This window comes from Romboutsia sp. 1001713B170207_170306_H8, from assembly GCF_015550495.1.
In the GTDB taxonomy this organism is placed as follows: domain Bacteria; phylum Bacillota; class Clostridia; order Peptostreptococcales; family Peptostreptococcaceae; genus Romboutsia_E.
Genome location: NZ_JADNAX010000001.1, coordinates 479,905 through 501,233 on the forward strand (window position 1 = coordinate 479,905; position 21,329 = coordinate 501,233).

The 21,329-nt window shown below is 26.6% G+C and carries 18 protein-coding genes and 2 pseudogenes; 15 read left to right on the plus strand and 5 right to left on the minus strand.

Features of this window, described 5'->3' with window-relative positions:
• Position 1: 1 nt before the first annotated feature.
• Both I2A66_RS02345 and I2A66_RS02350 read right to left on the minus strand, forming a co-directional pair.
• A complete protein-coding gene (locus I2A66_RS02345; RefSeq protein WP_122639523.1) occupies positions 2 to 226 on the minus strand; it encodes a DUF2922 domain-containing protein in 225 nt (74 codons plus the stop codon).
• A 32-nt stretch (positions 227 to 258) separates the two neighbouring features.
• On the minus strand, positions 259 to 474 hold the full coding sequence (locus I2A66_RS02350; protein WP_122639522.1) for a DUF1659 domain-containing protein: 216 nt from the start codon (positions 472 to 474) through the stop codon (positions 259 to 261).
• Positions 475 to 583: 109 nt separating this feature from the next.
• Here I2A66_RS02350 and I2A66_RS02355 point away from each other — a divergent pair, with 109 nt between their 5' ends.
• From I2A66_RS02355 to I2A66_RS02405, 11 genes and pseudogenes are all read left to right on the plus strand, one after another.
• The gene (locus I2A66_RS02355; protein ID WP_147515471.1) at positions 584 to 1,051 is read left to right on the plus strand and encodes a phage antirepressor KilAC domain-containing protein; all 468 of its coding nucleotides are present in this window, start codon (positions 584 to 586) and stop codon (positions 1,049 to 1,051) included.
• 101 nt (positions 1,052 to 1,152) lie between these two features.
• Complete coding sequence (locus I2A66_RS02360) at positions 1,153 to 1,455, plus strand: hypothetical protein (RefSeq protein WP_122639520.1); 303 nt, start codon at positions 1,153 to 1,155, stop codon at positions 1,453 to 1,455.
• A 30-nt stretch (positions 1,456 to 1,485) separates the two neighbouring features.
• Positions 1,486 to 1,863: a helix-turn-helix domain-containing protein gene (locus I2A66_RS02365; RefSeq protein ID WP_122639519.1), complete on the plus strand. Its 378-nt coding sequence runs from the start codon at positions 1,486 to 1,488 to the stop codon at positions 1,861 to 1,863.
• A gap of 67 nt (positions 1,864 to 1,930) precedes the next feature.
• Positions 1,931 to 2,332 carry a hypothetical protein gene (locus I2A66_RS02370; protein WP_122639518.1) on the plus strand — a complete coding sequence of 134 codons (402 nt, stop codon included), beginning with the start codon at positions 1,931 to 1,933 and terminating at the stop codon, positions 2,330 to 2,332.
• A gap of 56 nt (positions 2,333 to 2,388) precedes the next feature.
• On the plus strand, positions 2,389 to 2,769 hold the full coding sequence (locus tag I2A66_RS02375) for a competence protein CoiA family protein (RefSeq protein WP_147515470.1): 381 nt from the start codon (positions 2,389 to 2,391) through the stop codon (positions 2,767 to 2,769).
• A gap of 9 nt (positions 2,770 to 2,778) precedes the next feature.
• Positions 2,779 to 3,234: a hypothetical protein gene (locus I2A66_RS02380; protein WP_122639516.1), complete on the plus strand. Its 456-nt coding sequence runs from the start codon at positions 2,779 to 2,781 to the stop codon at positions 3,232 to 3,234.
• A gap of 362 nt (positions 3,235 to 3,596) precedes the next feature.
• On the plus strand, positions 3,597 to 3,767 hold the full coding sequence (locus tag I2A66_RS02385; protein WP_195250873.1) for a hypothetical protein: 171 nt from the start codon (positions 3,597 to 3,599) through the stop codon (positions 3,765 to 3,767).
• A gap of 334 nt (positions 3,768 to 4,101) precedes the next feature.
• Positions 4,102 to 7,266 (plus strand): annotated as a pseudogene (locus I2A66_RS02390) (type I restriction endonuclease subunit R).
• A 79-nt stretch (positions 7,267 to 7,345) separates the two neighbouring features.
• Positions 7,346 to 7,990 (plus strand): annotated as a pseudogene (locus I2A66_RS02395) (M48 family metallopeptidase).
• Positions 7,991 to 8,118: 128 nt separating this feature from the next.
• Positions 8,119 to 9,486, plus strand: a complete 1,368-nt coding sequence (locus I2A66_RS02400) for an MATE family efflux transporter (RefSeq protein WP_122639515.1) — start codon at positions 8,119 to 8,121, stop codon at positions 9,484 to 9,486.
• A gap of 296 nt (positions 9,487 to 9,782) precedes the next feature.
• Positions 9,783 to 10,988, plus strand: a complete 1,206-nt coding sequence (locus I2A66_RS02405) for an MFS transporter (protein WP_195250875.1) — start codon at positions 9,783 to 9,785, stop codon at positions 10,986 to 10,988.
• Between the two features lie 87 nt (positions 10,989 to 11,075).
• Here I2A66_RS02405 and I2A66_RS02410 read toward each other — a convergent pair whose 3' ends face one another.
• Together I2A66_RS02410 and I2A66_RS02415 are read right to left on the minus strand one after the other, a co-directional pair.
• Positions 11,076 to 14,189: a ligand-binding sensor domain-containing protein gene (locus I2A66_RS02410; protein ID WP_195250877.1), complete on the minus strand. Its 3,114-nt coding sequence runs from the start codon at positions 14,187 to 14,189 to the stop codon at positions 11,076 to 11,078.
• 260 nt (positions 14,190 to 14,449) lie between these two features.
• Positions 14,450 to 15,508: a PQQ-dependent sugar dehydrogenase gene (locus I2A66_RS02415; protein ID WP_195250879.1), complete on the minus strand. Its 1,059-nt coding sequence runs from the start codon at positions 15,506 to 15,508 to the stop codon at positions 14,450 to 14,452.
• A gap of 203 nt (positions 15,509 to 15,711) precedes the next feature.
• Between I2A66_RS02415 and I2A66_RS02420 the strand changes: the two genes are divergently transcribed.
• The 4 genes from I2A66_RS02420 to I2A66_RS02435 all read left to right on the plus strand — a co-directional run bounded on the left by I2A66_RS02420 (position 15,712) and on the right by I2A66_RS02435 (position 20,075).
• Complete coding sequence (locus tag I2A66_RS02420) at positions 15,712 to 16,071, plus strand: hypothetical protein (RefSeq protein ID WP_122639511.1); 360 nt, start codon at positions 15,712 to 15,714, stop codon at positions 16,069 to 16,071.
• A 129-nt stretch (positions 16,072 to 16,200) separates the two neighbouring features.
• The gene (locus tag I2A66_RS02425) at positions 16,201 to 16,668 is read left to right on the plus strand and encodes a globin domain-containing protein (protein ID WP_195250881.1); all 468 of its coding nucleotides are present in this window, start codon (positions 16,201 to 16,203) and stop codon (positions 16,666 to 16,668) included.
• Positions 16,669 to 16,983: 315 nt separating this feature from the next.
• A complete protein-coding gene (locus I2A66_RS02430; protein ID WP_330615438.1) occupies positions 16,984 to 17,964 on the plus strand; it encodes an AraC family transcriptional regulator in 981 nt (326 codons plus the stop codon).
• 164 nt (positions 17,965 to 18,128) lie between these two features.
• Positions 18,129 to 20,075: an oxidoreductase gene (locus tag I2A66_RS02435; RefSeq protein ID WP_122639508.1), complete on the plus strand. Its 1,947-nt coding sequence runs from the start codon at positions 18,129 to 18,131 to the stop codon at positions 20,073 to 20,075.
• A 123-nt stretch (positions 20,076 to 20,198) separates the two neighbouring features.
• Here the strand turns inward: I2A66_RS02435 and I2A66_RS02440 are convergent, their stop codons facing one another.
• On the minus strand, positions 20,199 to 21,179 hold the full coding sequence (locus tag I2A66_RS02440) for a helix-turn-helix domain-containing protein (RefSeq protein ID WP_122639507.1): 981 nt from the start codon (positions 21,177 to 21,179) through the stop codon (positions 20,199 to 20,201).
• Positions 21,180 to 21,329: the final 150 nt, after the last annotated feature.

Consider the following 21,329-nt stretch of genomic DNA (forward strand, 5'->3'; position numbering starts at 1 on the left):
CCTACTTAAGATCGTATTCAGTAGAGTTAGTTTCAACTACTTTAGCTTTTACTACTTCTATTAAATCAACTTCACCAGGACAGAAGATATTTTTTTCTATGATTAAGTTCATAGCAGATATAACTTCACTTTCAGATAAGTTTTCTTTTGGATCATCAATTGTTAAGTTTACGTTTTTATCACCTTGAGATTTAAAAGTCATTATTAATTTTTTAGTAGTTTCCATAAATAGTACCTCCTATATTTAATAAGTATTTTTTATGATAAAGATGTAGAGTCAAGTTTTAAAACATCATACAAATCATGTTTTTGTAAAGAAGCTATAGCATTAGCTACTTCTAAAACATCATCAGCATTAGCATCTGATTTTAAATTTGAAAAAGTTTTACTACCTGTTAATGCTTTACCGTCTGTTCCAAGACCCTTGTCAAATTGTAGCTTTAAAGATGAAGCATTTTTAAATTCTGTTGCCATAAATATTACCTCCTTTTTATTTGGGAAACTTCCCTTGATTTAATTAAATGATATAACTTTTATTTATTATGGGCTGGTAATATATGATAAAAATTATTGGGGTGATTATATGAGAAATTTTATTAATATAGAAAAAGGGCTTGCTTTAGTAGAAGCTCTAGAAGGACAAACTAAACAAGATAGAATAAATGGAGTAAATAAGTATGCGAGTATTGTAGCGTTAGAAGAAGTAAAGGGATTAGAAGAAGAGATAAGTCTGTTAAGAACAAAGGCTTCTTATTTAGATAAAATTATGAATCATAAAGGTACTATTACGGTGACTACTATAGCAGATAATTATGGTATGAGTTCTAGAATTTTTAATAAGCTACTTCATGAGCTTGGAATTCAGTATAAGCAAAGTGGAGTTTGGCATTTGTATAGTAAGTATAAGGATAGGGGATATGTGAATATTAGCTATATTGAGATGAAAGATAATACTATACCTAATATGAGATGGACTAATAAAGGAGTTATGTTTTTGTATAATAAGTTAAAAAGTGTGGGGATTTTACCTGTTTTTGAGAGGGTTATATAGGAAAATAAGTAAAATTATGTATATATAAAAGAATAATGATATAATTTAATAGATATTTAATAATGTTGTTAATTAATTTTAACAACAGGGATATATAAAATATGAAAACTAACTTACACAGATGGAATATAGCACATAAAGGACATTGTAAATGGTATTATGTAGACCATAACAATGAAACAATACATATATTCAATCAAAAACACGACTTAAATATGGAAACAGAATTAGAATATATATTTGGATATCATAAAAATCATAAATGTTTAATAGAAGAATTTAAAAATAAATCTTATAATGTAATAGTTTACAAAGGTAATGAAAATAACTTATATGATGAAATCTTAGTAAATCCAACTTATTATATAGATAAAGGTAATAACATTCACTTAGAAAAATTATAACATTAAACATATGACATTAGGGGGATTAAAATGGAAACCATAGGGGAAAGAATTTATAGAAGAATGAGAGAGTTAGATTTTATCCAAAAAGAACTAGCAAAAAAATCAAATATAACAGAATCAAACATATCTAGATATATAAATGGACTAACAGAACCTAAATCAGCAGTAACAAAAAGAATAGCAAATACACTACATGTATCAACAGACTATTTATTAGGATACGAGAAGAAAATAGAAAAAGATATAAAAGTTATATTAGAGAAAGTAGCAAAAATATTAAAAGAAGATAATTTAACCTATAACGGGAAAATAGCATCTAAAGAAACAATAGATGCTGCTTTAATGACTATAAATATGGGGATTTTATATACTAATGATATTAATAAGGATACTGTAACTGAATAGACACAATTCATCAGATAGAATATAATTTATTCCTAAGGTGGAAAATAAAAATAATAGGGGGAATACTATGAGATATTGTATGTTTCCATGCAATTTAAGTAAATATGACATATTAGGTAGCTTTTTAAAAAATGGATTTGTAGATTATGGAACAAAGTTTGATTTAAACGTAGGGGATGAAGTATATATATACACAGGAGCACCATATAGTGCAATATTTTTAAAATGTTCAGTTAGGGCTATTCTTAAATATGAAGAAACTATAAATGATGAAGAATTTAGCATAGAAAATGATGAAAATCAAGAAATATCTAAGAAGCCTAGATATGTAAGGCTGGTACCTGTTAAGAATTATTTAAATAAAATAGATAAGGTTAATAGTGAAAAGTTAAGAGATCATGGAGTAAAAGGATTTTCATTCCAAGTTCAACTATCACAAGAAACTATTGATTACTTAGAAAGTATATAGTTAAGTAAAAGCTAGTCGAAAAAGACTAGTTTTTATTTTATTAAGGGGAGGTAACTTTGAAAGAAACACTAAAGAATCCTTTTGGACTTATAAATGGAGCATTATATCATGTAAAGGACATATCAAAACAATGTGATGTATATTGCTCAGAATGTGGCAATAAGTTAATTTTAAAAGATGGAGATATAATGGTTAAACACTTATCTCACAGTATAAAAAGAGATAACTGTATAAATGAGAGCATTATACATAAATATATAAAACAATATCTATATGAAAAAATAGTAAGCTTGATTATAAAAAATCATAAAGTGATATTTGAGGGAAATAAGTTAAAACTTGCAAAAGAAGAATTATTAAATATAAAAGAAAAGTATATAGAATACAGAAACTTAGATATAAACTATATACCTGATATATTTCTAGTACTTGAATGAAATTATAATGTGGCTATAGAGATATGTTATAAAAATAAAAAGGACTTAGATTATCTAAATAAGATACTAAGTAATTCAAATATAGATATAGTACTAGAAATATGTGTGACAGAGGATGATTTGATAGATTTTAATGAATATGAATTAATTAAAAAAGCTAATGTAATATACAATAAAATAGAAAGAAAATATAGTATAGCTCAGGAAAAGGTTAATAAATTAAGTATTGAAAATAAAAATCTTAAAGAAAGGATTAAAAATGATTATACTTTAGAAAATAAGAATTTATTTAAAAGAATTAAATTTCTAAATGAAGAACTAAAAAGATATAAAAGCCTTGTCCAACATTTAGGCAAAATAAGTGAAAATCAAAGAGAAGAAATAGAAAAATTAGAAGAAGAAAATGAAAGGTTAAAAAAAGAGAGTTTGATTTATGAAGAACTTGAATTAATAAAAAATTATTAGCAAAAGTTTATTCAATAATTAATGAAAATAGTGTTATAGATCAAACTTATCATATAGATTATTATAAAGTTATAAGTGAGGATATATGTAGTAGATTAAGGGATTTATCGAATAAAATAGATATTTTAGTAGAAGGATATAGGGATATTGAGGATTATATAAGTTATGATATACATAGTTTTACTAATCAAGAGATATTAAAATCATTATCTGATTGTAAGTTTAAATATGAAGTAAATGATTTTAAAAGTGTAATTGAATCAATAGTTAAGCGAGTTGAAGATATAAGTAAGGGACATAAGATAAACAAAAATATAGATTATTATAAAGATAAGGTTAAAAACCTAGAGAATACAATACAATTGCAAGAGGATATATTAAGGTATTTAGGTTTATTAGATGGCATTAGTGATAGTTTTGATAATGCTAAGAAATTAAAGCTATATATTGATAAAATTAATTTAGATAATAATATCTTAAAAAGAAAAGTTGCATATTATGAAGAAAATGGTGTCCAATCTAAATTTGTTTAGACAATATAATAAATATATTATAAAATTAATAAAGAGTGCTATAATCTTCGGGGGAATCATCAAAGATGACCCATTTCAAAGAGAGGCACTCAATTTTATCTAATTATAGTATATGTTTTGTTATTTAATTATTGCCAAGTTTTAAACTAATATAACTATACTTAAATATTATAACTATTTTTATTATAATGTCAATTGAAAAATATGCAAACCAAGGTATTTATATAAGAATATATGATATTTAAATAATAAAATAGGGAAAATAAGTGCTAAATACCTAGCACTTATTTTTATGTTAATATATAAATAGAAAATCATACAAGGGGGAATACATTTGTATCTAGGAAATGAATACACACTAGTAGAAAAACCAGCAATAGATTACCTAAGACAATTAGGATATTTATATATAAATGGAAAAGACTTAACACCAGAACATGGAGAAAGAGACACACTAAGCGAAGTAATCCTAGCAAAAAGAATGAAAACTTCCTTAAAAAAAATAAACCCATGGATAAGTGAAGAAAATATAAACAAAGTAGTAAGAATACTTCAAAGACCAGAAAATCTAGGAAGTGGCTTACTTGAAATAAATGAAAAAATATACAACTATATAATAAATTTAGAATTAACAGTAAGCGAAGTAATTGATAATAAAAAATCAACACCAACAGTTAAACTAATAGACTTTGAAAACATAGAAAATAACGACTTTTTAGTAGTAAATCAGTTTAAGGTAAAAGGAGAACAAGAAAGTATAAGACCTGATATAGTAATTTTTATAAATGGTATGCCAATAGCTGTACTTGAATGTAAATCACCATTTAAAGAAGGTAACTCTAATGAAAATGTAGGCAAAAATGATGGATATGAGCAGCTATGTAGATATATGAATAAAAGAGATGCCAATTATATAGAAGGAGCAGAAAGGTTATTTTATACTAATTTTATAACTGGAATATTAAATAAATATACAGCTTTTATAGGAACTATAAGCAGTGGTTATAAGCATTATGTAGAATGGAAAGATGCTTATCCAGTTTTAAATAGTGAAGTGAAAGATTATAAAGATAGCCCACAAAATATATTACTTCAAGGTGTATTTAAAAAAGAAAATTTATTAAATATAATGCAAAACTTTATAGTATACGATTTAGATAAAGAAAACAGTATAAAAATAAAAAAAGTTGCTAGATACCAACAATTTAGAGCAGTTGGAAAATGTTTAAAAAGAATAGAAGAAGGAAAAACACCACTAGAAAAGGGTGGGGTAGTTTGGCATACTCAAGGTTCTGGTAAATAACTTACAATGGTATTTTTAGCTAGAAATATAAGAAATACAAAGAAACTAAGTGATTCTACTATAGCAATAATTACAGATAGAACTGATTTAGATAAGCAAATATTTGAGACTTTCCAAAATAATTTAAATAATACTACTCCAGTAAGAGCTGATAGCATACAAAAAATGAAGGAGTTACTTAGAAATTCTAATGCTCAAATAATAACTACAACTATACAAAAGTTCCAAAGTGAAAAGGAAGAATTAAATATTGTAGGATTAAATGAAGAAGAAGCTAATAATATAGGAAATCTATATTTTGAAAAGGATTATGAAGTACTCTCAACTAAGAAAAATTTAATAGTAATGAGTGATGAGGCTCACCGTAGTCAATATAGCACTACTACTGCGAATCTTCGTTATGCTTTACCTAATGCTACTTTTATAGGATTTACAGGTACTCCTATAGACAAAGAGGATAAGTCTACTCCTAGAACTTTTGGTTCATATATAGATAAGTATTCTATAAAAGATGCAGTGGCAGATGGTGCAACTGTAAAAATAGTGTATGAAGGTAGAAGACCTGATTTACATATAAAAGGAGATACCTTAGAAGATATATTTGAGAAAGAGTTTAGTGATAGAAGTGATGAAGAAAAAGAAGCTATAAAAAATAAATATGCAAATAAAAGAACTGTTGTAGAAGCAGATGATAGAATAGATGAAATTGCTAAGGATATATTAAAACACTACAAAGAATTTATATATCCGAATGAATTTAAAGCTCAGATTGTATGTGTATCAAGAGAAGATTGTGTAAAGTATTATAATGCTTTAAATAAGCATATGAAAGATATTATGGATGAGGAGTTAGAGTGTAAAATTATATTCTCATCATCTCAAAATGATAAGCCATATTTAAAAGAACATCATACAACTAGTAAGCAGCAAGAGGAAATTTTAAAAGAGTTTAAGAAAAGTACAAAAGAAAGTAAGTTGTGTTTTATTATAGTTAAGGATATGTTACTTACAGGATTTGATGCTCCTATTGAGCAGGTTATGTATTTAGATAGACCACTTAAAGAGCATACATTACTTCAAGCTATTGCAAGGGTTAATAGAACTTGTGGTGATAGGAAAAAATGTGGTTATGTTGTAGATTATTATGGTGTTTTAGACTTTTTAGATGAGGCTTTAGTTATATTTGATAAAGATGAGTTGGGAAGCCCTATGCAGTCTATAGATAGTATTTATGATGATATGATGAATCTTAGAGAAAATGTTATGAGGATGTTTTCTGGAGTAGATAAAAATAATATAGATGCACTTGTAAGAGTGGTTGAGCCAGAAGATAAAAGAGCAGAGTTTGAAATTGCTTATAAAAAGTTTGTAAGTTCTGTTGAAATGCTTATGCCAGGTAATGTTTCTAAGGATATATTAAATGATGTTAAGTGGTTATCATATATTAGGGCAGCTGCTAAAATGAGATATAATCCTGAGAAAAAGCTAGATATATCAGATTGTGGAGAGAAGGTTAAGGAGATTATTTCTAAGCATTTAGAATCTAATGGAGTTATATCTTGGATTACTCCTATAACTTTATTTGAATCTGATTTTGAGAAAAAAATAGAGAATAATATGTCTGATGAAGCTATAGCATCTAGTATGGAGCATGCTATAAAGAATGTATTAAATCTTAAGATGGACGAAAATCCAGTTTATTTTACAAGTTTATTTGAAAAACTTGTTGCTATACTTGAAGAAACTAAGGCTGATTGGACTGAGAAAAAAGCTAGATTAAAAGAATTTATAGATAGAGAATTAAATAGCGAAGAAGAAGAAGCTGCTAATGATTTAGGACTTACGAAAAAAGAGTTTGCAATTTTTGAGACTTTAATAAAGGTTTTAGAAGATGGAGCAAATTTAAATTCTAAGGTTTGTGAGGAAGAAGAAGTGTATATGTCTGATTCTAGTGTAGAATTTATTAAGGAATTTTGTAAGGAATTCAATATTAAAATGATAAATGATTGGTATATGACAGGATGGAGTGAGAATCCAACTAAAGTATCACAGGTAGATAGTAAGATTTATATGTATTTAATAAGTAAGTCAGCAAAACTTAGAGAAGTTTATGGAAATGACACAATGACAAAAATAAAAGATTTAAAGGAGCAGATGGTAAATTTATCTAAGATACATTATGCAACTTTAGACTAGAGGTAAGAATATGAAGTTAGAATTTAAATATGGAACTAGGGAAATTAGTTTTAATTTAATATATAGAAAAAGAAAAACTATGAGTATTGAAGTTGAGCCAAGTGGAGAGGTTAATGTAATCTCTCCATTTGGAGTTGATAAGGATATTATTTTAGAAAAAATTAAATCAAAGGCTAGTTGGATAGTTCAAAAGCAGTATGAAGTTAAGTATGTAAATGATACTAGGATAAATAGGGAGGCAGTAAGTGGTGAGTCTTATATGTATATTGGTAGAAATTATTCTTTGGATGTTGTTTTAGATGATAGTATAAGTGATATAAGTGTGAAGTTGTTTAGAGGTAAGTTTGTAGTTAGAACTTATACTAAGGATGAAGAGGCTATCAAAGAAGCTTTAAAAAATTGGTATAAAGAAAAGACTTTATCAAGACTAAAGGAAAGAGTATCTTATTATCAAAGTTATTTTAAGGATGAGGTATCTGGCATTAAGGTAAAGGATCAAAAAAAGAGATGGGCTAGTTGTACTGTTAAAAATGAGTTACTTTTTAATTGAAGATGTATAATGGCTCCTTCTAATGTGTTTGATTATATTGTTGTTCATGAAATGAGTCATATGGAGTATAAGGATCACTCAAAAGGATTTTGGGATAGGGTGTGTTCCGTTATGTCTGATTATGATTTGAGAAGGCAGTGGCTTAAGAATAATGGTATTAAGATGGATTTATAAAGTATTTGAGTAGGATTTATGTAGAGCAGAGATATATATTATTCATTTTTATAAACATCCCTATTGACTATCCCCTAACAGGATAGTTTATTATATTATAAATAATCACATATTACAAGGAGGTCCATATGGAAAATGCATTGCAAAAGAAAGTCAAATTGACTTCATTATTAAAGTATACATTTCCAACAGTAATAATGATGGTGTTTTTTTCACTTTATACCATAATTGATGGAATGTTTATATCTAAATTTGTTGGTGCAAATGCACTTTCAGCCACAAATATAGTTTATCCGGTAATAAATATATTAATAGGAATTGGAGTTATGTTTGCCACAGGAGGTAGTGCTATAGTTGCAAAAACTATGGGGGAAAACAAAACTGAAAAGGCAAGAGAGTATTTTACGCTTATAACAGTAAGTGCAATAATTTTAGGTATTATAGTTGAAATCATATGTATACTTTTTATGAAAAATATAATATATATGCTTGGTTCTACAGACTCATTATATTTTAATTGTAGAGAATATTTATTCTTTATGATAATTTTTACTCCATTTATAATACTAAAGCTTTATTTTGATTATTTTTTAGTAACAGCAGGTGTTCCAAAGCTAGGTCTTATAAGCTCTATTTTGGGTGGAATAATAAATATCGTATTAGATTATGTGTTTATAGTTCAATTTAATATGGGAGTTAGAGGTGCTGCATTAGCAACTTGTATAGGATATATTTTACCAAGTTTAGTTGGGTTAATTTACTTCTTTAATAAAAAGAACATGCTACACTTTGTAAAGTTTGAGTTTAATTTTAAAGTTATTTTAAACAGTTGTTCAAATGGGATGTCAGAAATGGTATCGCAAATATCATCAGCTCTTACAACACTTGCATTTAATATAGTAATGATTAAGCTTTTAGGAGAAGATGGAGTTGCTGCAATTACAATTATGCTTTATATTCAATTCTTATTAAATTCAGCATATTTAGGATTTACTTCAGGTACATCACCTAGAATAAGTTATAATTATGGGAAACAAGATGAAGAGCAAGTAGAAAAATTAGTTAAATATAGTATTATAATAATTTCTGTATTTGGTATTATAACATTTGTTTTATCTAGAGTTTTAGCAGAAATTTTAATATCATTATTTGCAACAAAGGGAAGTAATTTATTTGATATATCTTATAATGGATTTATGATTTTCTCAGTAGGATTCTTAATATCAGGATTTAATATATTTACCTCTGGAATGTTTACTGCATTTTCAAATGGAAAAGTATCTGCTATAGTATCATTTTTAAGAACCTTTGGATTTTTCTTACTTGGTATAGCTATACTTCCAAAAGTTATGGGAGTAAATGGAGTTTGGCTTGTAGTTCCATTTGCAGAGATTGCAACTATTATAGTTTCATTTGCTTTTATGTACAAATATAGAAAAATATATTTATATAAAAATGCATTTACATTAAAAAAATCTATGTCTATTGATTTTTAAATAAATTAAAAAATAGACGTGTAAAATATATTTATTAAGGCATGGATAGCTAATTCTCATATCCATGCCTATATTTTGTCAAACATCTAACCTAACGAATAATTATCATAAAAATATACTACCTATAATGAAAGAGTATCTATAAAATTTCTAGATAGTTGAATTTGAGGATATTGTACTAAAAAATGGATAAAAAGTACAATAGTTTAATTTTAAAATGATATATAATATAATTTGTAGATAATTAGATAATAAAAGTTATGTATTAACTTAAAAAAGGGGAGGAGTAGAAAACTATGAAATTTACTTATAAGCATACAATGTATGCTTGTTTTACGGGATATATTGTTCAAGCAATTATAAATAATTTTATTCCATTGCTATTCTTAACATTTCAATCATCTTATAATATACCCATATCAAAAATAACATTTTTAGTAACTTTTAATTTTGGATTACAATTAATAATTGATTTTTTAGCAGCCGGATTTATAGATAAAATTGGATATAAAATATCAGCTATAATCGCTCATATTTTTGCTGCTTTAGGTCTTATATTATTAGTGCTATTACCTGAATTATTTAGCGATCCATTTATTGGTTTAATGATATCTGTTATGGTTTATGCTGTTGGAGGAGGATTAATAGAGGTTCTAATAAGTCCTATTGTAGAATCATGTCCAACAGATAATAAAGAATCAGCCATGAGCTTACTTCATTCATTTTATTGTTGGGGGCATGCAGGAGTAGTATTATTATCTACTTTATTTTTTGCTATATTTGGAATAGGAAATTGGAAACTACTTGCTTTTATATGGGCTATTATTCCAGTAGCTAATGCATTTTTTTTTATGAAAGTTCCAGTACTTCATTTAATTGAAGATGGAGAAAATGGATTATCAGTCAAAGGTTTATTATCAAAAAAGCTATTTTGGATAATGGTATTATTAATGATATGTGCTGGTGTTAGTGAACAGTCAGTTAGCCAATGGGCATCAACTTTTGCTGAAAAAGGGCTTGGAATTAGTAAGACTGTTGGGGATTTAGCAGGTCCTATGATTTTTGCAATAATGATGGGTATATCAAGACTATTATATGGAAAGTTTGGAGAAAAGATAAATCTTCAAAAGACTATGCTTTGTAGTGGAATTTTATGCTTAATTAGTTATTTAATAATTTCATTATCATCTTGGCCTATATTAGGACTTATAGGGTGTAGTATAAGTGGTTTTTCAGTTGGTATACTATGGCCAGGAACATTTAGTATTTCTGCATCAGAAATAAAAGGAGGCGGAACCGCTATGTTTGCTTATTTAGCTTTAGCTGGAGATTTAGGGTGTTCATTAGGTCCAACTATTGTAGGAAGATTCTCAGGTATGTTTAATGATAATATTAAAATTGGAATTTTAGCAGCGAGTATATTTCCGATTTTATTGATTATAGGAATTATTATAAATAAATATATTCAAAAAGATAAGGATAATGTATCGATAAGAATATAATAAAAGTAAGGGCATATGTCCTTACTTTTATTATTAAAATAGTTTATAAAATTATTATGATATTAAAATAAGATGTTTTATTAATATTTAAATCTTTTTAGGTAATATTATTGTAAAGGTTGACCCTTTGCCTAATTCACTTGTAACAGTAATATCTCCACCATGGAGCTCAATTAATCCTTTTGTAATAGTAAGTCCTAGACCGCTACCTTTTGAAAATTCTCTTTTTGAACTTACAACTTGGCTAAACCTATCAAATATACTATCTATTTTTTCTGGTGGTATTCCGCTACCATTATCACTTATTTCTATAGTTAATATATCTTTTGAATCAACTATATTAACAAGTATTTTGCCATAAGAATCGGTAAATTTTATAGCATTACCAACAATATTTATAATACATCTTTCAATAGCATCTTGATCAAATTTCATAATACAATCTTCTATATTTGTATCGACAATAAGGTCTATTTCTTTTTCTTCAGCTAAACTTTTTAACGATAAAGCTGCCTCTTCAACTACATATATAATATCATTTTCTTCTAAAAGTAGATTATAAATACCTTCATTCATTTTAGAAGAATCAATTAAATCATTAATAATATTTAAAAGTCTTTTTAAATTATTATCATTTATCTTCATATATCTTGATAGTTCATTTGAAGAAATAGATCCTGTTTTATTAAGATTAACTATCAATTGTTGGGTTGCTCCTATAACATTTAATGGAGTTCTAAGTTCATGTGACATATTGATCAAGTAATTATTTTTACGTTTTTCTAATTCAATATTTTTCTGAAGAATTTCATTTTTTTCATTTATTTCTTTAGCTAATTGCTTATTTTTTAGAGTAATAGCATTCTTCAAATGTACTATTTTAAATGAAACATATATTATAATTATAAAAAATAGTAAGAAATAAATAAATTTAGCAAATTTACTTCTCCAAAATGGCGGATTTACATAAAAAGAAATACTTTCAATTTCACTATGATTTCCATTAAAATTTTGAGCTATAAAATCTATAGTATATTTTTTATCAGCTAAATTTGAGAGTGTAACTTCATTATCATGCATTAATGTCCATTTATCATTATTTATACGATAATAAAAATCAATATTTTGCACATTATTATAAATATTAGTAAATAAACTCATGGTAATAAAGTTTTCTTTATAGTCCATGGAAATATTATTTGAATCATTTATATCTACTCCATTTATAGAGACATTGTCAAAGTGTAGCACAGGAGAAGTTGTATTACTTTCTATAATATTTGGATCTATAACATATATACCACTAATAGATCCCAAAATATATTCTCCGTTTTTTGTTTTTAAAAATGAGTTTATAGAAAATTCTACTTTATTTAAATATTTTTTTACAGTTGTTAATTCATCATTTTTAAACTCTAAACAGTTTATCCCTGAATTTGTACTTATCAATATTTTATCATTAAAAGGGATAATACTATAAATAGTATTATTAGAAAGTCCATCTTCAATGGAATATGATTTGAATTCTTTAGTCAACCTATTATATTTATTCAGAGCACTTTCAGTACCAAACCATAAATTTCCTTTAGAATCTTCAGTAATCGATAAAATAGTATTATCAGAAATACTATTTTCAAACTCATTATATTTGAAGAGATTTACAGAGTTATTATTAGGGTCAAATTGTATCAAACCTTCTTTACTTGCACCACCAAGCCAATAAATACTTTGTGAATCTTTAAAAATAGGTCCACCTAAGTTAATATTTATGTTATTTTCAGTAAGCAGTTTGTTAATACTTTTTACGCTAAAGTCATTTAAATCAACAATATCAAAACCACCTATAGTTCCAACCCATAGATAGTCTCCATCTACATATAAGGTATGGCAAAATTTATTGTCCAATAAACTTTGTACTTTTAAAGTTTCTCTATTAATAATATTTAACCCAACGGAGGATGTAGCAAAAACATATTTTTCATTACCTTTTATATCCCAAATAGTATCAGAATTTAATTTGTTATCAGTTTTAGTATTCAGTTGTTTGATAGTATTATTTTTTTTATCCAATATACTAATACCATTTCCATAAACCCCAAGCCATAGATTTTCGTTAACATCTTCATATGTACCAACTATAATGTTATTTTTTACATCTGGGTCAACAACAAAATTATCATAATAGCTTATTCCTAAAGTACAGTCTACTGTACTTATTCCACAAAATGTACCTATCCATAAAAGTCCGCTAGAATCTTTCATAATGTAAGAAATATTATTATTAATTAATGAATATTCATCATACGAATTATTTGTAAAATGTTTTGGGAAATCGTTTTCTTTATATATATATAATCCGTTAGTTGAGCCGACATAAATTCCTGTATTATCATTATAAATATGGTTAATAGTATGGGAATTACCACTATCGTCATTAATATATAACTTATATTTATTATCAATTTCTTTAGTGCTAATATTATAAACATATAGACCATCATATTCAGTTCCTAAGTATATAGCATCTTTATATAATGATAAAGTTGTAAAAATAGCATCTTCAGTTAAGGATTTAATAATGCTATATTCGTTATTGATCATGTCATATTTTAAAAGGTGATTTTTTGATATCATATAAATTTCATTATCATTATAAAACTCTATAGATAATATCTTTGAATATGAAAGTTTAAAGTCTTGTTTAACTAAAGAAATAAAATTATCTTTAGTATGATCATAGATATTTAATCCATTTGATGTAGCAATTATAATATCACCTTGATTATTAATTTTGATATCCATAATTTTATTTGATGAGAGTGAACTATTAGTTACAGTGTAATTAGTTATTTTCTCAGTTTTTAAATTAATCTTACTTAAACCATCATGTGTTCCTACCCATAAATTATTATTTAAGTCTTCGTTTAGACATGTAATATAGCTATCAATAATATTTCGTTTTTCACTAAAGCCTTTATTATAAATTTCAAATTTAAAGCCATTGTATCTATTTAGGCCATTTTTAGTACCAATCCAAATATAATCTGAGCTATCTTGATAGATAGAATTTATTGAAGCTTGTGATAATCCATCTGATGTTGTAAGATTATAAAACATAAATTCAGAGGCATGAGCTATTGCAGGCAAGCCTATACATATTAAAAGCAGTGTCATAAATGTTATTATCTTATCCCTATTCATAAATATACAAATACTCCCCTTAAATATAATTATATTTTAATTAAATATTATTTTATATACTTTGTCATATCATGTCAATTGATTTATAGGGAATTATGAAGTGAGAAAATAACATAATTCGTAATGTATAGAATTATTTTGAAATATATTGCATATAAAGTATGATAAATATAGAATTGTCAACTGAATATACAGAGACTAATAAAAATATTAGAAGACTTTAACTATATATTTAATTTTAGCATTAAGAAATCAAGTATTTATTTAGACACAAGCCTAAGGATTTTATCATCAAATTCATTAGGGTTTCCTCGACCATCTCTATTACTTGTTGAAATATAAATATATCCGTCGTTTCCTTGAATTACTTCACGTAATCTACCATAATTATTCTTAAAAAATGATTCTATATTTATAACTTCTGTTTTATTATCATTTAATGACATCACCAGTAGTTGTTGACCATGAAGATTAGCAACTAACAGTTTATCTTTCCAATCACCTTTATTTGCAAAAGCAATACCAGATGGAGCCCACGTTTCTTCTTGACTATGAACTAAAGGTTTTTGAATAGTAATGACATTAGAATCTTCATAACCTTGAACAAGAGGCCATCCATAATTACCTCCTGGGATTATTAGATTTATTTCATCATGAGCAGATTGACCATGTTCTGATGAGTATAATACATTATTAGAACTCCAAGCTAAACCTTGTGGATTTCTATGACCTAAACTATAAACAGGTGAGTTTGGAAATAGATTATCTATAGGGATATTACCATTAAGTTCAATTCTAAGTATTTTTCCAGCCAAACTTGATGTGTCTTGAGATAATGATGGATTTTGAGCATCTCCTGTTGTTATATATAATTTTCTATCAGGACTTATTTTTATTCTTCCCCCATTATGAAATTGATTATCAGGAATTTGATCTAAAAGAATTTTATCAATTGATAGAGTATTATTTCTTTCAAGTAGTCTTATTACTCTATTTAATATTTTATTATTATCACTATATGAATGCATAACGTATATATAATGATTTTGTGAATAATTAGGGTCTAGTGCAATTCCCATAAGGCCACCTTCACCTTGAGCTACAAATGGAAGTTCAAATCTTATAAGTGGATTTGGATTTAGTATATTATTTTCAATAACTCTAATTGATCCAGATCTTTCTGTAAAATATATTCTTTTATCATTGCTTATATCTATTGCCCAGGGGACATTTAAATTTTGTGCAATGACTTCTATTTCATAGGTAATTTGTCTTGATAATATAAGTTTATATATGAAATTATAGATTTTTTTCTTCATAATGAGATATCCTCCAAATTATATAGGTATAATATCATTACTTTAATATATGAGTATTGATACCTCAAATTGATTTATTGAGTATAGATTGGAGAACTGTATCAAAAGTAAAAGAGTATTGTAAATTTAAATATAGAGTAAAAGTAATTAACATGTTGTAGTATACTATAATTAAATAAGCTTAAGATAAAGGGAGAATAGAGATGTGTGAAATAAAAAATAATTGCAAAAGATTATTATTAAATATAAAAAAATGTGAACAATCTATTACAATTGATGGATATACTGATGCAGGTATTATAGGATATTTTCTTAAAATACCTTTTAAAAAAAGTCATACAAAGCGTTTTTTACAAATTGAATCGGATATTAAAAATATAAAAATATATATAAATGAAAATAATATAGATATAGACATAGATACATTTGAAGAGTATAGCAATTCATCAATAATCTATAATTCAAATCAATTATATACATTATCATATAAACAATATGAACATAGAATAGATTACTTAAATAATTTAAAAGAAAAAATCCTTATTTTGATGGAAAGAATATAATTAAGTTATTTAAAATTAAAAAAAATATATAATATATATTTAAAAATGTTTATATAAAAAATAGCTGGGTATATTTTAAATAATTAAATGTATATATAAAATACACATTAAAAAAAGGAGAAAATAAATATGTTAAATCAAAAAACAATAGATATAGTAAAAAGCACAGTACCAGTATTAAGAGAACACGGATTAGAAATAACAAAAACTTTTTATAAAACAATGTTTGCTAATAATCCCGAAGTAAAAGAAATGTTTAACATGGATAAGCAAGAATCTGGAGAACAACCAAAAGCACTAGCAATGACAGTATTAGCAGCAGCTCAAAATATAGATAATTTAGAAGTATTATTACCAGCAGTAAAGAAAATAGCAAGTATTCACGTTAATTCAAAAGTAAAATCAGAACATTATCCAATAGTAGGTAAGAACTTATTATTAGCAATAAAAGAAGTTCTAGGGGATGCAGCAACAGAAGATGTTTTAAATGCATGGGAAGAAGCTTATGAAGTTATAGCTAAAGTATTCATAGATGTAGAAAAAGAAATGTATGTAAATCAAATATGTGTAGATAATCAAATACATCAAAGAATGTAACTTAATAAAAGCTCCTTAAAGTATTGATATTTATATCACTACTATTAAGGAGCTTTTATTAATCCCTTGTAATTATTAAACTTACTATGATGATTACCATTCATTTATGATTAAGAATAAAAACTTGTCTATTTTTGTGAAAACCCCTAATATTATTAATATAATTTCAATTTATATATTTAAAGAAAAAACATATTAAATTTATAGCTATAATAAGTGGAGGTTTTTATGCAAAATATGAGATATTATTATGATTTTTCTGGTCAAAAATTCGGATATCCTTTAAGCTTAAGCATTAATAGCTTTAGCAGACAAGTGTTTTCCCGTCATAGAAGCCTAGAAATAACCTACGTTTTAAAGGGAGAATATGAGGCTATTACAGAAAACTTTTCTCATACAATTAAAGAACATGAACTAGTAATAATTGCTCCGAATGATATTCATATGATTCGTCAAAATTCTAGAGAAGAAAATGTGATTTTAACTATACATATTGATTTTTCTCTATTTCCATCAGCAATGATAGGAGAAATAAAGCATTCTTACGAATCAATTGTTTGTACTGATAATAATAATTTTAAATTATTGAAAAAATTAAAGATTCAAATAGGTAAATTAATTGGAGTTTTGTTACGTGGCAATAATAATCTATTTGAGTTAAATACAATAATGATGGAAATTATTAATATAACTTCTAATAACATGCAGTACCCTATTGAACATTTGCCTCTTCAGTCTACTCATAGAGAAAATTATATTAAAGCTATTCAATATATAGATAGTCATTATAAAGAGGATATACGTTTAAGTGATATAGCAAACACACTTATGTTTAGTATTTCTTATACGTCTAAACTATTTAAAAAATATACAGGCATTCCATTTGTAAAATATGTTGCTCTTGTAAGAGTACGTGAATCTATAGAATCTTTATTGGAAGGGAAAAAATCTATTGAGCAGATTGCTGATGATTGTGGCATGCCAAATTCTAAAGCATATACTACAGCTTTTAAGGAACTATATGGAATTGCTCCTAGCCACTATCGAAAAAAGTTTGTCAATAATATTAAATTTAATGAAGATAAAAGAGAGCAATTAATGTATTTAGATTATAACCAAATGGAGCTGCTTCAACATCTATTAGAAGAATCAGAAAACATAATTTATGAAAATGTTGGTATAAAAATTAAAGAAAAAGAAGGACATATTCTTTGCTTTATTAAAACGTCTAAAGATGTAAGAAGTACTATGACTCACTGTAATGATGAAATTATTATAGATATTGCTAAAGATTAAAATCTACATTAAGACTTTCTATTATAAGTCATTTTTTCTTTAATTTTATCTCCTTTCGTCTTTAATCTTCAAATACAAGGACATATTTTGACCCTTAACATCAAGCTTGAACAAGGAAAGTAATCAAAAAATATGATAACATCAAATAAAAAGGAGATGAGGATATGAAAAAATATAGTCATTTATTTTCGCCTATTAAAATTGGTGAAACCATAGTTAAAAATCGTATTTTTATGCCACCAATATCTACAAATCTAGCAGATAAAGGTTATGTAACAGATACTTTAGTTGAGCATTACGCGGCAAGGGCAAAAGGTGGTATTGGTCTTATTGTAACTGAAGTAACTACTGTTGAACCTGTTTATACATATTTACCTGGAGATATGTCCATAAGTGATGATTCTTATATTCCTGGTTGGAAAAAGTTGACGGAGGCTGTACATAAGTATGGTGCAAAAATACTTCCACAATTGTTCCATCCTGCTTATATGGCATTTCCTGTTCCAGGAACACCTCGTTTAATTGCACCATCAAATGTTGGACCTTCCTATGCAAAGGAAGCTCCAAGACCAGTAACTATACCAGAATTAAAAACTATTATAAAGCAGTTTGGTGAAGCCGCATTAAGAATTAAAATTGCTGGAGGAGACGGTGTTGAAATTCATGCGGCCCATGCTCATGGTCTATTAGGAGGTTTTTTATCTCCAATATATAATAAAAGAACTGATGAATATGGAGGAGATATTAATGGCCGTTTGAAATTAACACTAGAAGTTATTGAAGAAGTTCGTAAAACATGTGGAAAAGATTTTATTATTGATGTAAGAATTTCTGGTGATGAATATTGTGATGGTGGTTTAAATATTAATGATGGAATATATATTGCTAAGCAGTTAGAAAAACATGGAGCTGATATGATTCATGTATCTGGAGGAACTACTATCATGCGTGGTAGCTCAATACCTGCACCTGGTACAAAGCAAGCCTCTCATGCTAAGCTATCAGAAGAAATTAAAAAACATACGTCAATTCCGATAGCTACTGTTGGAAGAATTACAGAGCCTTGGATTGCTGATGAATTAATTGCAAATGGAAAGTCAGATATCTGTATGATTGGAAGAGCTAATTTATGTGATCCTGAATTTGCTAATAAAGCAGAAAAAGGGTTAGACAAGGATATACGTCCATGTATTGGATGCCTTCGTTGTCTAAATGGTATTATGTTTGGAAATCGTATAGCTTGTACAATAAATCCATCTCTTGAAATTGAAAATGAAGATACTCTTAAGTTATCTGATACAAAGAAAAAAGTTCTTGTTATTGGTGGGGGACCTTCTGGTATGGAAGCGGCTTATGTTGCAAAGAAAAGGGGACATCATGTAGTTCTTTGTGATAAGAATGAAGAACTAGGGGGACTTATGCGTATAGCTTCTATACCAATTGCTAAGCAAGATCTTTCAAAAGTTACACAATACATGGTTAGAAAACTAGATGAAAGTGGAGTTGAAGTTCGTTTAAACTGTAATGTTAATAAAGAACTATTGCAAGATGAATTTTCTGATTATGAAGTGATTGTAAGCAATGGAGCTTCCCCTATTGTTATTCAACAATTTACAGCCTTTAAACATTGGGCAACAGCCGATGATATTTTAGATGGCAAGGTATTTCCTGGACATAAAATTGTTATTATTGGAGGTGGTTCTGTAGGTTGTGAAACTGCAGATTATCTTGCACCTTTAGTTTATGATCGTTTTCCTAGAGATAGAAAAGTTACTGTAATTGAAATGGGTAAAGAAGTCATGGAAACAGAAACAGGTCCAGGGAGAAGTTTACTTGTGCAGCGTATGATGAAAAAAGGTATAGAGTTAATCTGCAATGCTAAGGTTGAAAGTGTAGAAGAAGATAAAATTTATTATAGTAAAGACTGTGAAATCCACTGTATTGATGATTGTGATACACTTATATTCGCAGTAGGTTACAAAGCAGACTCTAGGTTAGTTGATACCTTAAAGGAACTTCAAATGACTTATCATACTATAGGAGATGCAAACAATGTTGGAACAATAAAAGATGCTATTAATGCAGGATATGATATTGCTAAAAAGTTGTAATATAAACAATCTAGGAGATGGATTGAAAATTTATTTTATATTAAATATAACTTAATATAAAATAAATTTATAAAAAATACTGTAGATAAGTTTGATTATTACAAATCTATCTACAGTATTTCTTTATAGATTATAATTTTTAAATTCTTTTGGAGATATTTTATATTCTTTAGTAAACGCTTTATAAAAAACAGAGTAATCTGAAAAACCACACTGATGTGGAATCTCTTTTAAAGGAACATTGTCCATAATTAGTTTTTTAGATGTTGTAAGTCTTTTTTGTGTTATTAATTTATATACACTAGTATTAAAATTCTTTTTAAATAGCTGATTAACACTAGACTCACTTATATGAAAATGATCAGCAATAGATTTAATAGTGATTTTTTGTGATAAATTATTTGATATATAGTGTAATATCTCATCTAGTAATATGGTTTTTTCTGGCTTAGAATAAGATAAATTTTTATAACAATGAGCTCTATAAAATAAACAATATAATTGAACAAATAAGCTATAACAGAAAAATTCGTTAGATGGATTTGAATTAGCTTTTTCTTGAAGTAAAAGCTCTATAATTTGTTCTACTTGTAAATAAAGTGTGCTATATGTTTGAAGAACATAGTGACCATTTAACATGGGGTCATGTTCAATTTTTTCAGTTAATTTAAGCATTTTACTACATTGATTATAAAAATTTGAGTTGATCCATATTACTGTACGATGATAAGTTTCTTTTGAGGCTTCACATAGCAGTGGTCGATGAGAAGCTCCAGGTGGAATAATTATTATACTTCCTTTTTGAATATTGTATCTATCATCCTCTATTAAATATTGAATATTTCCTGACTTACAAAAGATTATTTCATAAAATCCATGATTATGTAAAGTTACAGTGTCTTTTTCAGAATCAATCATATCATGTGCATCAATAAACGAGCTATTCATTTCTATATCTTTATATCCAATGTAGCTTCCATCATCTGTCAATATGCCTAAAAAATCTGTTCTTTTTTGATTTACTATTTCATTAAGAATTTCTGTATCATTTATTACACTTATCTTGTTTAATCTTATTAACTCTTCAATTTCAGAAAGTTTCATATATAATTTCTCCTATTAAATTAACAAAATTTAAATTACTAATTACTAATAATAGTAATGATTTTATGTAATATTTGCAATGTTTTTTGTAAATTATGCAATTTAAATTGCAAATAAAATAGATTATTATAGAGTTGTAAACGTTTTACT